The sequence below is a fragment of the Streptomyces sp. NPDC107654 genome (assembly GCF_055639035.1).
Genome location: NZ_JBVKBI010000024.1, coordinates 110,350 through 122,794 on the forward strand (window position 1 = coordinate 110,350; position 12,445 = coordinate 122,794).

Annotated in this window: 15 protein-coding genes; 6 read left to right on the top strand and 9 right to left on the bottom strand. The window is 73.6% G+C overall.

The window, feature by feature from the left end:
* Nucleotide 1: 1 nt before the first annotated feature.
* Together ACZ7N4_RS31780 and ACZ7N4_RS31785 are read right to left on the bottom strand one after the other, a co-directional pair.
* Entirely contained in the window at nt 2-1,024 is a 1,023-nt protein-coding gene (locus ACZ7N4_RS31780) for a phosphotransferase family protein (protein ID WP_471365180.1), read from the bottom strand.
* Nucleotides 1,025-1,224: 200 nt separating this feature from the next.
* Nucleotides 1,225-1,524, bottom strand: coding sequence for a hypothetical protein (locus tag ACZ7N4_RS31785; RefSeq protein ID WP_471365185.1), 300 nt, complete (start codon nt 1,522-1,524; stop codon nt 1,225-1,227).
* A 114-nt stretch (nt 1,525-1,638) separates the two neighbouring features.
* On the opposite strand from ACZ7N4_RS31785, the gene ACZ7N4_RS31790 reads away from it, so the two are divergent.
* Nucleotides 1,639-2,589 (top strand): NADP-dependent oxidoreductase, encoded by a 951-nt coding sequence (locus ACZ7N4_RS31790; RefSeq protein WP_471365188.1) that lies wholly within the window; start codon nt 1,639-1,641, stop codon nt 2,587-2,589.
* On the opposite strand, the gene ACZ7N4_RS31795 is transcribed toward ACZ7N4_RS31790, so the two are convergent.
* The 4 genes from ACZ7N4_RS31795 to ACZ7N4_RS31810 all read right to left on the bottom strand — a co-directional run bounded on the left by ACZ7N4_RS31795 (nt 2,586) and on the right by ACZ7N4_RS31810 (nt 4,917).
* Nucleotides 2,586-2,912 carry a DUF202 domain-containing protein gene (locus ACZ7N4_RS31795; protein WP_471365191.1) on the bottom strand — a complete coding sequence of 109 codons (327 nt, stop codon included), beginning with the start codon at nt 2,910-2,912 and terminating at the stop codon, nt 2,586-2,588. The two genes, ACZ7N4_RS31790 and ACZ7N4_RS31795, sit on opposite strands and share 4 nt — an antisense overlap.
* Entirely contained in the window at nt 2,909-3,301 is a 393-nt protein-coding gene (locus ACZ7N4_RS31800) for a YidH family protein (protein WP_467929034.1), read from the bottom strand. Before ACZ7N4_RS31800 ends, ACZ7N4_RS31795 begins: the two co-directional genes overlap by 4 nt.
* Nucleotides 3,302-3,322: 21 nt before the next feature.
* Nucleotides 3,323-3,838 carry an NUDIX domain-containing protein gene (locus tag ACZ7N4_RS31805; protein ID WP_471365194.1) on the bottom strand — a complete coding sequence of 172 codons (516 nt, stop codon included), beginning with the start codon at nt 3,836-3,838 and terminating at the stop codon, nt 3,323-3,325.
* A 182-nt stretch (nt 3,839-4,020) separates the two neighbouring features.
* Nucleotides 4,021-4,917 (bottom strand): DMT family transporter, encoded by an 897-nt coding sequence (locus ACZ7N4_RS31810; RefSeq protein ID WP_471365199.1) that lies wholly within the window; start codon nt 4,915-4,917, stop codon nt 4,021-4,023.
* Between the two features lie 455 nt (nt 4,918-5,372).
* On the opposite strand from ACZ7N4_RS31810, the gene ACZ7N4_RS31815 reads away from it, so the two are divergent.
* From ACZ7N4_RS31815 to ACZ7N4_RS31825, 3 genes are all read left to right on the top strand, one after another.
* Nucleotides 5,373-6,347 (top strand): hypothetical protein, encoded by a 975-nt coding sequence (locus ACZ7N4_RS31815; protein ID WP_471365204.1) that lies wholly within the window; start codon nt 5,373-5,375, stop codon nt 6,345-6,347.
* Between the two features lie 143 nt (nt 6,348-6,490).
* Nucleotides 6,491-7,231, top strand: a complete 741-nt coding sequence (locus tag ACZ7N4_RS31820) for a molybdopterin-dependent oxidoreductase (protein WP_471365207.1) — start codon at nt 6,491-6,493, stop codon at nt 7,229-7,231.
* On the top strand, nt 7,215-7,913 hold the full coding sequence (locus ACZ7N4_RS31825; protein WP_471365212.1) for a cytochrome b/b6 domain-containing protein: 699 nt from the start codon (nt 7,215-7,217) through the stop codon (nt 7,911-7,913). Before ACZ7N4_RS31820 ends, ACZ7N4_RS31825 begins: the two co-directional genes overlap by 17 nt.
* On the opposite strand, the gene ACZ7N4_RS31830 is transcribed toward ACZ7N4_RS31825, so the two are convergent.
* Nucleotides 7,906-9,303, bottom strand: coding sequence for a GntP family permease (locus ACZ7N4_RS31830; protein ID WP_471365215.1), 1,398 nt, complete (start codon nt 9,301-9,303; stop codon nt 7,906-7,908). The two genes, ACZ7N4_RS31825 and ACZ7N4_RS31830, sit on opposite strands and share 8 nt — an antisense overlap.
* A gap of 40 nt (nt 9,304-9,343) precedes the next feature.
* Nucleotides 9,344-9,871 (bottom strand): gluconokinase, encoded by a 528-nt coding sequence (locus ACZ7N4_RS31835; RefSeq protein ID WP_471365220.1) that lies wholly within the window; start codon nt 9,869-9,871, stop codon nt 9,344-9,346.
* A gap of 140 nt (nt 9,872-10,011) precedes the next feature.
* On the opposite strand from ACZ7N4_RS31835, the gene ACZ7N4_RS31840 reads away from it, so the two are divergent.
* Nucleotides 10,012-10,713, top strand: coding sequence for a FadR/GntR family transcriptional regulator (locus tag ACZ7N4_RS31840; protein WP_471365223.1), 702 nt, complete (start codon nt 10,012-10,014; stop codon nt 10,711-10,713).
* A 36-nt stretch (nt 10,714-10,749) separates the two neighbouring features.
* On the opposite strand, the gene ACZ7N4_RS31845 is transcribed toward ACZ7N4_RS31840, so the two are convergent.
* Nucleotides 10,750-10,902 carry a hypothetical protein gene (locus ACZ7N4_RS31845; protein ID WP_471365227.1) on the bottom strand — a complete coding sequence of 51 codons (153 nt, stop codon included), beginning with the start codon at nt 10,900-10,902 and terminating at the stop codon, nt 10,750-10,752.
* Between the two features lie 225 nt (nt 10,903-11,127).
* On the opposite strand from ACZ7N4_RS31845, the gene ACZ7N4_RS31850 reads away from it, so the two are divergent.
* Entirely contained in the window at nt 11,128-12,324 is a 1,197-nt protein-coding gene (locus ACZ7N4_RS31850) for a hypothetical protein (RefSeq protein WP_471365230.1), read from the top strand.
* Nucleotides 12,325-12,445: the final 121 nt, after the last annotated feature.

Sequence of the window (12,445 nt, forward strand, 5' to 3'; positions counted from 1 at the left end):
GTCAGCCTTCCTGAAGAGTGGTCAGTCCGTGGTGGATGAAGACGGGTACGAGGTCGCCGATGCGGTCGAAGCCGCGGCCGACCGTCTGGCCGAGCGTGTACCGGTAGTGGATGCCCTCCAGGATCACGGCGAGCTTGAACCAGGCGAACGCCGTGTACCAGGAGACGGCCGAGACGTCGCGCCCCGAGCGCTCGGCGTACCGCTCGACCAGTTCCCGCGGGGAGGGGTGGCCCGGGGCCTCGGCGGTGGTGGAGACGGGGGAGTCGGCCATGCCCAGCGGCCGGCTGTACATCACCAGCAGACCGAGGTCGGTGAGCGGGTCGCCGAGCGTCGACATCTCCCAGTCGAGGATCGCCCTGATCCGGTCGTCGTCCCCGATGAGGACGTTGTCGAGCCGGTAGTCACCGTGCACGACGGCGGGGGCGGGGGAGACGGGCAGGGCACGGCCGAGGGCCGCGTGCAGTTCGTCGATGCCCGCCAGGTCGCGGTTGCGGGAGGCGTCCAGCTGCTTGCCCCAGCGGCGCAGCTGCCGGTCCAGGAAGCCCTCCGGACGGCCGAAGTCGGCGAGGCCCACCTCGGCGGGGTCCACCGCGTGCAGCTCGACCAGCGTGTCCACCAGGGACAGCACCGCGTTCCGGGTGCGCTCCGCGCCGAGCGGCGCGAGCTGATCGGCGGTGCGGTACGGCGTGCCCTCCACGAACTCCATGACGTAGAAGGGCGCCCCGAGCACCTCCTCGTCCTCGCAGAACAGCAGCGGGCGGGGGACCGGCACCCGGGTCGGGTGCAGCGCGCTGATGACCCGGTGCTCGCGCCTCATGTCGTGCGCGGTGGCCAGGACATGGCCGAGCGGGGGCCGGCGGACGACCCACTTCGAGGTGCCGTCGGAGAGCGCGTAGGTGAGGTTCGACCGTCCGCCCTCGATCAGCCGTCCGGTCAGGGGGCCGTTCACCAGACCGGGACGCTCGCGGTCGAGCAGGGCGCGCAGCCGGTCCAGGTCGAGTCCGGGCGGGTGGTCGGCGCTCATACATCACTCCTACGAACGGGTGAACAGGACCCGACTCATGATGCCGACCGGTCGGTATGTCGTCCAGTGCGCGTGGCGAAGATCCGGCCGAACGTGACCGGAGCCACGATAGGCCGACGGCTCCCCGGCGCGCTGCCGGGGAGCCGTCGGCCCTCGCCTCCGCCGGGTCGATGGCCGTCCCGGTGGTCGTGCCGTGCGGGTCAGTGGTCGTCCCAGTGGTCGCCGTGCTCGGCGTGCCGGTGCCCGCCGTGCAGGTAGTCCACGTGGTCGCCGTGCGGCACCTGCGCGTGCCCGCACTCGTCGTGGTGCACGTGCTCATGGGCCTCGTGCACGGCGTGCCCGGCCGGTTCGCACTCGTCCCAGTGGCCCGCGTGCTCCCGGTGCAGATGGCCGTCGTGCACGTAGTCCACGTGGTCGCCGTGCGGTGCGGCGCTGTGCCCGCAGTCCGGCCCGTGCCGGTGCGTCCCGTGCTCGGCGTGTTCCTGGTGAAGGGTGGTCATGGTGCTCACCTTCGGGGGGTACGGGGTCCCTGACGTCGGAAGACCGCCACGCGAAGGCCGCGTACCAGGGCCTCCTGATGGCGTGGCGCACGAGTACCCCGGAGAGTCGAGGGCATGAAGGGCATCAGCTACCGCCGCTACGGCGGACCGGAGGTGCTGGAGTACGGCGAGCTGCGCGACCCCAAGGTCGGCCCCGACCAGGTCCTGGTCAGGGTGCGCGCGGCGGCCGTCAACCCGGTCGACTGGAAGTGCCGCGAGGGCCACCTGGACCCGGCCCTCGACGCCGTCTTCCCGGTGATCCCCGGCTGGGACGTCAGCGGAGTGGTCGTCCGGCCCGGCGCCGCCGTCACCGAGTTCGCCGCCGGCGACGAGGTCATCGGCTACGTCCGCGAGGACTTCCTCTCCCGGGGCACCTTCGCCGAGTACGTCGCCGCGCCCGTGCGCACCCTGGCCCGCAAGCCGCGCACCCTGTCCTTCGAGGAGGCCGCCGGCCTCCCGCTGGCCGGGCTCACCGCCTACCAGGTGCTGGTGAAGGCCCTGGAGGTGAGGCGGGGCGAGACCGTCCTGGTGCACGCGGCGGCCGGCGGGGTCGGCTCGCTCGCCGTCCGGATCGCCGCCCACCTCGGCGCCCGCGTGATCGGCACGGCGAGCGAACGCAACCACGACTACGTCCGCACGCTCGGCGGCGAGCCCGTGGCCCACGGCGAGGGCCTGGCCGAACGGGTGCGCGGGATCGCGCCCCGGGGCGTGGAGACGGTCTTCGACACCATCGGCGGCGACACCCTGAAGACCTCGGCCGGCCTGCTCGCCCCGGAGGGCCGGCTGGCGTCGATCGCCGACCCGGAGGTGGTCGGCTACGGCGGCCGGTACTGCTTCGTCCGCCCGGACGCCGAGGACCTGCGCCACCTCTCGGAGCTGGCCGACCAGGGCGCCCTCTCCGTCCACGTCGAGCGGACGTTCCCCCTGGAGCGCGCGGCGGACGCGCACCGGCTGAACCAGGAGGGCCGCACCCGCGGCAAGATCGTCGTCACGGTGGGCGGGGAGCCGGAGGAGGGGCCGGCCTAGACGACGAGTACCGCCGCGCACACCGCCAGCGCCACCGCGCACAGCGCCGCCGCCGTCGCGTGCCGGGGCGCCAGCGCGGGCGTGCGGGGACCGGCCGTCAGGGCTCGGATGCGGTGCTGGGCCACCCACAGGAACCCCATCCAGAGCGCGCCGCACACCGCGCACGCGACGATCCCGGCGGCCGGCACCCGTCCGTGCAGCGCGGTCTTCACCGCGAGCACCGCGGCCACGGTCGCCGAGAGGGTCGTACGCCGCCAGGCCAGGCGGGTGCGCTCCGGCTGGAGCCCCGGGTCCCGCTCGGCGCCCGCCTCACCGGCGCTCACCCCGCCCACCCGACCAGCACCACCACGACCATCGCGACGGCCACCACCGCCACGACCAGGCTCAGCAGGGCCGGGAAGCGGGACGCGGGCAGGTCCTCGCCGCGTCGCATCGCACGCTCGCAGCGCACCCAGTGGTTCACCGCGCGCAGGGAGCAGAGCACACCGGCCGCGAGCAGGGCGAGGGCGAGGCCGACCCGCCACGCCCAGCGCAGGTCCGGCAGGAACTGGTCCACCGCGAATCCGCCGCCGATCAGCGCCAGCGCGGTGCGCAGCCAGGCGAGGAAGGTGCGCTCGTTGGCCAGCGAGAAGCGGTAGTCGGGCGTACCGCCCTCGTCCCGCACCCGCTCCGGCGCGAACCACAGCCGGATGTTCCGTACGAATTCGCTCACGCGGCCGACCCTACCGGGCGGTCACCGGCCCGCCCGGAACGCCCGCAGCCGCTCGTACGCCGCCAGGCCGTCCGGCACCCACTCCCACTCGCCGAGCCGCCGCTCGACCTCCTCCTCCGGCAGGAAGGCGTGCCACTGGACCTCCTCCGGCTGCGGGCGCACGGGCAGCTCGCAGCGCACCTCGTACACCGCCGACCACCAGCTGTTCCCGGCACCGTCGTCGTACAGGAACGTGAAGAGGTGCACCGGCCGGGGCAGCCCGGTCACGCCCAGCTCCTCCTCGGCCTCCCGCAGCGCCGCCTCGTCGTACGACTCGCCCGCGCCGACCACCCCGCCGACGAACACGTCGTACAGGGAGGGGAAGACGAGTTTGGTGGCGGTGCGCCGGTGCACGAAGAGCCGGCCGGCCGCGTCCCGGGCCTGGACGAACACGCAGCGGTGGCGCAGCCCGCGCGCGTAGGCCTCGCCGCGCGGGCACTGGCCGACGACCCGGTCGTGCTCGTCGACGATGTCGAGGATCTCGTCAGCAGGGTTCATGCCGGTATCCAAGCAGGGCGGCTGGTGCCGGCGTCCACGGAGGGCGGTTCGTGCCGGCGTCGAGGGGGGCGGCTCATGCGGTGTGCCGGCAGGGTGGCGTTCGGTCGGTGTGCCGACAGGGTGGCGCTCGGCGGTGTCCGGCCGGGCGAGCCCCTGGGCGCCGTCCCGGCAGGGTGGCCGCCTCAGCGGCGCTGGAGGGCCTGGGCCGTACGCCCCGCCTCCGCCGTGCCGCAGGGCATCGCCGGGTGCAGCCCGAGCAGCACGATGCCCGCCACCACGGCCGCGAGCCCGGCCGCCTCCCAGGCCAGCGCCCCGGTGTCGGTGCGCAACCGGTCGCCCATGAAGCCCACCCCGCACAGGATCCCGGTGAGCGGCTCGGCCGCCGTGAGCGCGGGCAGCGACATGCGCAGCGGGGCCGTCTCGAACGCGCTCTGCACCAGGACCAGACCGGTGACCCCGCACGCCACCACGCCGTACGGCTGCCAGCCGGTGAGCAGCTCGGTGAGGCCGCCGTCGGAGAAGAGGGTGCCGCTCACCCGGGTCAGCGCGTCCTGGACGCCGTAGAGCAACCCGGCCGCCAGGGCCAGCAGCACAGGGCCCCAGCTCAGCCGGGAGCGCTTGGCGCAGGTCGTGAGGAGCAGGGCCGCGCCCACCACCGTCCCTATGATCAGCCAGTGCCGCAGCGGATCGGCGACGGCCGAGCCGCCGCGTGGCTCGCCCGCCATGATGAACGCGCTCACCCCGCCCGCGAGCAGCAGCAGACCGGCCCAGCCCTGGCGGCCCAGGGCCTGCTTGGTCTGGTGCCGGGACAGGGCCAGGGCGAACAGCAGGTTGGTCGCGAGCAGCGGCTCGACCAGGGAGATCTCGCCCTTGCCGAGGGCGACCGCGCCGAGCACCATGCCCGCCACCATCAGCCCGAGCCCGCCCAGCCAGCGCGGCATCCGCATCAGGTCGAGCAGCAGCCGGAAGGAGAGGAAGTCCCCGAGCGGTGCCTGCTGCGCCGCGTTCTGCTGGAGGACGAAGCCGAAGCCCAGACAGCAGGCCGCGCTGACGGCGAGCAGGAGAACCAGTACGGACAATGTGTACCTCGATCATCCGGCCGGACCACGGGCGGGTAGTGGCCGACTGTAGCGCCCCGGGCACGGTATTGCCCCGAAAGTACCCGGAACCGGGCGGTTGACTCGCCATGGTGCGGTGCCGGGACGCGCGGCGCCATGGTGCACGCCACAGAAGACGACGGCATGGCGCACGCCACAGCGCCAGGCCGTCCTGCCGTACGGCACCGGCGGTCGTCCTGCCGTACGCGCCCCCGAAGTCGGGGCGGGCGGCCCGGAAAGCGGTGGCATAGGCCAGGGGAAAATTCCCGGCCACGATCGCCCCGCCACCCGGCCGACCTGCACCGCGTCCCCCAAGTGCCGCCGCCGTCACGGAGGTTGAAGCCGGCAACACCTCCGTTCCGCTTGACGCAACCCTTGGCTGCCGGTTTGCTGTGCGTGATCGGTCGATGGCAGCCCGAGAAACAGGAAGCCCCGCGGTGCCTTCTCTCCCGCCTCTGCTCGGCGCGCGCCGGGCCCCCACGGACCCGTCCGGCGAGACCGCCCAGGACGACTCCGGTGCCTTCGACGCCGCCCTCGACGACGCCGAACTCCGCACCGCCCGGGCCGCCCTGGCCCAGGGCCGACGGCAGGCCGCCCGCTCCCTGCTGGTGCACACCGGTGAGGACTGGGACCGCCGCGGCCACCGCCTCACCGTGCTCGCCCAGGACCCCTACGCCGCCTCCTGGGCGTCCGACTGGCTGGCCGCCGAGCCCGGCTCGGCCGACGCCACCGCGCTCCTCGCCCTGGCCCTGGTCCACCGGGCCCTGCGCGGCAAGGAGGAGCCCGACCGGGCCCGCGAGGCCTGCGACACGGCCGCCGCGCTCGCCACCGCCGACCCGACCCCCTGGCTCGGCCGGCTGCTGCTCGCCCGCGCCCTCGGCCCCGAGCAGGAGGTGCTCACCGCCTTCGCCGAGCTGCACCACCGCCACTCCGAGCACCACCACGCCCACCACCTGCTGATCGCCCGCCTCGGCGAACGGCCGGCGTCGGGCCGCAGCGAGGCCCACGAGGTGTACGACCTCGCCGAACGCGCCGCCGCCGAGGCCCCCGCCGACTCCCCGCTGGCCGTGCTGCCGGTCGTCGCCTACGCCGAGCGCTACCGGGTGCTCGCCGCCACCGGCCTGGCCCCGGCCGACCCCGCCGCCTCCGGCCACTGGTCCGGCCCGCGCGCCCGGCGGGTCCTGAGCGCCTGTTTCGACTGGTGGCTGGAGTGGGAGCACGACGAACACCCCCGCCGCCACATCGACCTCAACCACCTCGCCTTCGCCCTCACCTGCGCGGGCCGGCCGGCCGAGGCGGCGGCCCTGTTCCAGCGCATCGGCGACCACGCCACCCCGGCGCCCTGGGCGTACGCGCACCCCGACCCGCCGGCCGCCTTCCACGCCGCCCGCACCCGCGCGCTCGGGCAATGAGACACGGACGGTGAGAGACGGGGCCCCGCGGGACGTACGGAAGGGAGAAGTGATGACGGAATCCTGACCGGTGACCCGATCATCTGGCCCCGCGCGGCCCCGAGTGCTCGAATGACAACGTGAACCCTGAACAATCCGGGGACGTGCCCCCTGAACAGGCCGAGGAGCCGGACCGCGAGCAGGACGGCCGGCCCATAGGCCGCCGTGTCTTCCTCGGCACCCTCGGCCTGGGCGCCCTCGGCGTGGTCGCGGCACCCGGGCTGCAACGCGGCCTGGAAGGCTTCCTCGGCGGCGTCGCCGGCCGGGACCCCACCGGCCTGACCGGTCTGCTGCCCAACGGCGGCGGCTTCCGCTACTACTCCGTCGCCGCCTCCGTCCCGCACCGGACCGCCGCCGACTACCGCCTCACCGTCGACGGCCTCGTCGACCGCCCACGCGGCTACACCCTCGCCGAGCTGCGCGCCCTGCCGCAGACGCGGCTGGTCAGGGACGTCCAGTGCGTCACCGGCTGGCGGGTCCCCGGCACCCCCTTCGAAGGCGTGCGGCTCTCCCACCTGCTCGACGCGGCCGGCGTCCACCCCTCCGCCAGGGCCCTCCGCTTCACCTGCTTCGACGGCACCTACACCGAGAGCCTCACCCTCGACCAGGCCCGCCGCCCGGACGTCCTGGTCGCCCTGCGCATGCAGGACAAGGACATCGGCCACGACCACGGCGGCCCGGCCCGCCTCTACGTCGCCCCCATGTACTTCTACAAGTCCGCCAAGTGGCTCTCCGGCATCACCGTCACCGACCGGGTCCGGCCCGGCTACTGGGAGGACCTCGGCTACGACGTCGACGCCTGGGTCGGCCGCTCGAACGGACGGACCGATGACCCCACGAGCTGAGACCCCGGCCCCGCCGAGCGCCCGCGTCCCCCGCTTCAGCCGCGCCGAACGGTGGGTGCACCGGACCACGGCCGCGCTGATGGGCGTGTGCGTCCTGACCGCCGCCGTCCTGTACGTCCCGCAGCTGGCGGTCCTGGTCGGCCGCCGCGAACTGGTCGTACGCATCCACCAGTACGCGGGCCTCGCCCTGCCGGTGCCGGTCCTGCTGGGCCTGGCCTCCCGAGCCTTCCGCGCCGACCTGCGGTTCCTCAACCGCTTCGGCCCGCACGACCGGGTCTGGCTGCGCGCCGCCCTGCGCCGCGACCGGCGCCGGGCGTCGCGGCCCGCCGGCAAGTTCAACGCCGGCCAGAAGATCTACGCCGCCTGGATCGCCGGCGCCACCCTGGTCATGCTCGGCACCGGTCTGATGATGTGGTTCACCCACCTCGCCCCGCTGATGTGGCGCACCTCGGCGACCTTCGTCCACGACTGGCTGGCCCTGACCATCGGCGTGGTCCTCGCGGGCCACATCGGCATGGCCCTGGGGGACCCGGAGGCGAGGAGGGGGCTGCGCACGGGGTCGGTGACGACGGAGTGGGCGGAGCGGCACCACCCCTTGTGGCGACCGGGGCCGGACGGCCGCCGATGCCGAGGAGCCGATGCCGCAGAGGGGGTGAGCCGTCCCCGCCGTACCCCTAGATGATCAGGGAGAGGAGCAGGACCAGGCCGCCGGCGACCACCGAGATGATCGTCTCCATCACCGACCAGGTCTTCACGGTCTGCCCGACGCTCAGCCCGAAGTACTCCTTCACCAGCCAGAAACCGGCGTCGTTGACATGGCTGAAGAAGAGGGAGCCCGCGCCGACGGCCAGGACGAGGAGCGCCGTGTGCGTCGTCGACATGTCGGCCGCGAGCGGCGCGACCAGCCCGGCCGCCGAGACCGTCGCCACCGTCGCCGATCCGGTCGCCAGCCGGATCGCCACCGCTATCAGCCAGGCCAGCAGCAGCGCCGGGATCGACCAGTCCCTGGAGACGTCCAGGATCATCTGGCCCACACCGGAGTCGATCAGCGTCTGCTTGAAGCCGCCGCCCGCGCCCACGATCAGCAGGATGCCGGCGATGGGCATCAGGCCCTTCTCGACGGTCTGCTGGAGCCGGTCCCTGGTGAACCCGGCGGGCCGGCCGAGCGTGAAGAAGCCGACGATCACGGCGGCGAGCAGCGCGATCAGCGGGGAGCCGACGACGTCGAAGACGCGCTGGGTCGAGTGCGCGGGGTCGTCGACGACGATGTCCACCAGTGCCTTGGCCAGCATCAGCACCACCGGCAGCAGCATGGTGGCGAGCGTCGCGCCGAAGCCCGGACGGCGCTCGAGCTCCTCCGATGCGCGCTGCGGCAGCATCCGGTCGGGTGCCGGCACGTCGACCCAGCGGGCCGCGACCTTCGAGAACAGCGGACCGGCGATGATCACCGTCGGGATGGCGACCAGGATGCCGAGCGCCAGGGTGACGCCCAGGTTGGCCTTGACCGCGTCGATGGCGACCAGCGGGCCGGGGTGCGGCGGGATCAGGCCGTGCATCACGGACAGACCGGCCAGCGCCGGGATGCCGATGCGCATCAGGGAGTAGTTGCCGCGCTTGGCGACCATCAGCACCACCGGGATCAGCAGCACGATGCCGACCTCGAAGAACAGGGGCAGGCCGATCACGGAGGCGATCAGCACCATGGCCCACGGCATCGCCCGGCCCCCGGCCCTGGCAAGGATCGTGTCCACGATCTGGTCGGCGCCGCCGGAGTCGGCGAGCAGCTTGCCCAGGATCGCCCCGAGCGCGATCAGGACGCCGACGCCGGCCACGGTGGAGCCGAGCCCGGTGGTGAAGCTGGTGATGGCCTTGTCCAGCGGTGCCCCGGCGACCGCCCCGAGGGTCAGCGAGCCGATGGTCAGTGCCAGGAAGGCATGGAGCTTGAACTTGGTGATGAGCAGGACGATGACGGCGATGCCCACCAGCACGGCGATGCCCAGCTGGGCGTGTCCGGCGGAGGTGATCGGCGCAGGTGCGTCCGCTGCCAGCATCTCGACGCTGAGTCTGGTCACGGGGGTTCCCTTGCGGTGACGGGGGGTGTACTGACGGGCGCTACTGAGCGCTGCCCGCGGTGTCGGGAAGCAGGGCGAGGGCCCGGACGGCGCGCTCGGTGATCTCCTGCGGGCTGCCACTGACGTCCACGGCGACTCCCGCCTCGTCCGGCTGGAGCGGCTGGAGCGTGGCGAACTGCGAGTCCAGCAGCGCGGTGGGCATGAAGTGGCCCTGCCGCTGCCGCATCCGGTCCTCGATCAGCTGCCGGTCGCCCGTGAGGTGCACGAACACGATCCCGGGGGCCACGGCCCGGAGCCGGTCGCGGTACGACCGCTTCAGCGCCGAGCTGCTGACGACCCCGCCCAGTCCGGCCCGTCCGTGCGCCCAGTGCCCGATGGCGTCGAGCCACGGCCACCGGTCGGCGTCGTCGAGCGGGATCCCGGCCGACATCTTGTCGATGCTGGCCTGCGGGTGGAAGTCGTCGCCCTCGGCGTACGGAACGCCCAGCCGCGCGGCGAGCAAGGGACCGATCGTGGTCTTGCCCGTCCCCGCGACGCCCATCACGACGACGACCTGGGGGGTTCGCATCACTGCCTCGCTGTCTTCCTCGACATCCGACGCCACTGCGGCGTCGCCACACTGAAACCCATTAGGTACGACGAATTCAAGAGTCTGTGACATATAAGTCTGACTTTTTGCGGCTGTGATCCACGCCGTACTCTGAGTGCATGAGCACACCGGGCCGGGGGCTGCACGGCCATGTACTGGACACCCTCGGCCCCGCGATCACGGCGGGCGAGTACCCGCCGGGCAGCGTCCTGCGCACCGACGAGCTGGCACAGCACTTCGAGGTGTCCCGCTCCGTGATGCGCGAGGCGGTCCGCGTCCTCGAATCCATGCACCTGGTCGAGTCCCGCCGCCGCGTGGGCGTCACCGTGCGCCCCAAGGCCGAGTGGAACGTCTACGACCCGCAGGTCATCCGCTGGCGCCTGGCCGGCGCCGACCGCCCGCACCAGCTGCGCTCGCTCACCGTGCTGCGCTCCGCCGTCGAACCCGTCGCGGCCGGCCTCGCCGCGCAGCACGCCACGGCCGAGCAGTGCGCCGAACTCACCGCGTGCGCGCTCGGCATGGTGGCCAACTCACGCGGCCACCAGCTGCAGCAATACCTGGTCCACGACATCGCCTTCCACCGGGTCGTCCTCACCGCCTCCGGCAACGAGATGTTCGCCCGGCTCGGCGACGTCGTCGCCGAGGTACTGGCGGGCCGCACCCACCACGAGGTCATGTTCGAGGACCCCGATCCCGCGGCCGTCACCCTGCACGTCCGGGTCGCCGAGGCGGTCCGCGCCGGCGACGCGGCCCGCGCCGAGGAACTGACCCGGCAGATCACCGTGGGCGCCCTCCAGGAACTGGACATCCTGGCGCCCTAGCCCTCTCCTCCGGACCCTGCCAGGGGCGCGGGAGGCCTACTCGTCCCTCCGCGGCAGTCCGCTGACCGGCCTCCCGCGGAGCCGGCGGACCAGCATCACCAGCCCCGCGTACGCGCACGGCAGCGCGATGCCGACACAACCCCCGATCACGTGCGCGACCTCGGGATTGAGCTGGGACAGCCAGCTCATCGCCGGGCCACCTCTCCGACGAGGTCCATCCCCCCAGGGTCCTACCGCCGCGCCCCGGCCACCACTCCGGCCCCCGCCCGCGGCGACCACCGGGCCGGCGCGGGGCCGCGACGGGAAGGCGCACCTGCCCGTTCACCGCACCCACGGGGGAGAAGTCGCCGCGGGCGCGGGCCGGGCGCAGTATCGAAACACGGCCGCCCACGACCCGAGGCGGTGAGGAGCGAGGTGAGACACCGCCTGCCCCGGAGCGTCCCGCGCCGGATCCGGCAGACGCTGCCGACGGAGCGCATCCGCCTGCCCGGCCCGCGCGCCCTGCGGGTGATACGCCCGGCACTCATGGTCTACGGCGTCGCCACGCTGCTGCACCTCGCCGTCCTCACGGTCATGATCCCCCCGGGCGGACCCGGCCTGCGGGACCGGCTGCTCGCCTGGGACGGCCGCCTGTACACGGAGATCGCCGCGCACGGCTACCCCACAGGCTTCACCGAGACGCTCCCGGGCCGGCCCGCCTCCGGCAACAACCTCGCCTTCTTCCCCCTGTTCCCGCTGCTCGTCCGCGCCGTCCACACCGTCACCCGTCTCGACCCCGGCACCGCGGCGATCGTCACCGCGAACCTGGCCTTCGCCGCCGCGCTGATCGTCGTCGACCTCCTGATGACCCGGCTGTACGGCCGCCGTACGGCCCTCGTCACCGTGCTGCTGCTGGCCGCCGTACAGCCCATGTCCCTCGTCTTCGTCATGGCCTACAGCGAGTCGCTGTTCCTCGCCCTGTCCGCCGGCACCCTGCTGGCCGTCCGACGGGAATCCTGGCTCACCGCGGGTGTCCTGGCCATGCTGGCCGGACTGACCCGGCCGGCCGGAGCGGCGACCGTGGCCGCTCTCGCCGTCGCCGCCGCCCTCTTCCTGGCCCGGACCCGCCGGCTCGCCCCGCGCCCCCTCGCGGCCGTCGCGCTCGCCTGCACGGGGACACCCGGCTATCTGTGGTGGGTGGCCCGCAGGGTCGGCCGGCCCGACGCCTGGTTCGCCATCCAGCGAGCCGGCTGGGGCACCCGCTGGGACGGCGGCAGGTCCTTCCTGCGTTTCCTCGGCCAGACGCTGACCAGCGGTGACGGCTGGGTCGCCGTGAGCACGGCGGTCCTCCTGCTCGCCGTCGTCGACGCCACCCTCGTCACCTGCCACCGCAGCACCTGGCCGCCCCTGCTCGTCTACGGCGCCGGCATCCTGGTCCTGGCCCTCGGGCAGAGCAGCTTCTACCACTCCAAGCCGCGTCTGGTCCTGCCCGCCCTGCTCTTCCTGATCCCCGCCGCCCGCGCCCTCGCCCGCGCACGCACCCGAACCGCCGTCATCGCGCTCGGCGGCGGCGCTCTCTTCGGCTGCTGGTACGGCGCCTACATGCTCACCGTCTGGCCGTACGCCATCTGACGGTGCACACCGCGGCCCGCGCCCGGCACTAGGACTTGTCCGGCCGATCATGCCCGGAGCCAGATGACGAGGGTTGCGGCGGTCGCGGTCCCGAGGAAGACGTAACCGCGCTTGTCGTATC

Bases quoted from the DNA above. Each gene is read 5' to 3' on its own strand.
- ACZ7N4_RS31780 (WP_471365180.1), bottom strand. From the start codon at position 1,024: ATGAGCGCCGACCACCCGCCCGGACTCGACCTGGACCGGCTGCGCGCC.
- ACZ7N4_RS31785 (WP_471365185.1), bottom strand. From the start codon at position 1,524: ATGACCACCCTTCACCAGGAACACGCCGAGCACGGGACGCACCGGCAC.
- ACZ7N4_RS31790 (WP_471365188.1), top strand. From the start codon at position 1,639: ATGAAGGGCATCAGCTACCGCCGCTACGGCGGACCGGAGGTGCTGGAG.
- ACZ7N4_RS31805 (WP_471365194.1), bottom strand. From the start codon at position 3,838: ATGAACCCTGCTGACGAGATCCTCGACATCGTCGACGAGCACGACCGG.
- ACZ7N4_RS31825 (WP_471365212.1), top strand. From the start codon at position 7,215: ATGACCCCACGAGCTGAGACCCCGGCCCCGCCGAGCGCCCGCGTCCCC.
- ACZ7N4_RS31835 (WP_471365220.1), bottom strand. From the start codon at position 9,871: ATGCGAACCCCCCAGGTCGTCGTCGTGATGGGCGTCGCGGGGACGGGC.
- ACZ7N4_RS31840 (WP_471365223.1), top strand. From the start codon at position 10,012: ATGAGCACACCGGGCCGGGGGCTGCACGGCCATGTACTGGACACCCTC.
- ACZ7N4_RS31845 (WP_471365227.1), bottom strand. From the start codon at position 10,902: ATGAGCTGGCTGTCCCAGCTCAATCCCGAGGTCGCGCACGTGATCGGG.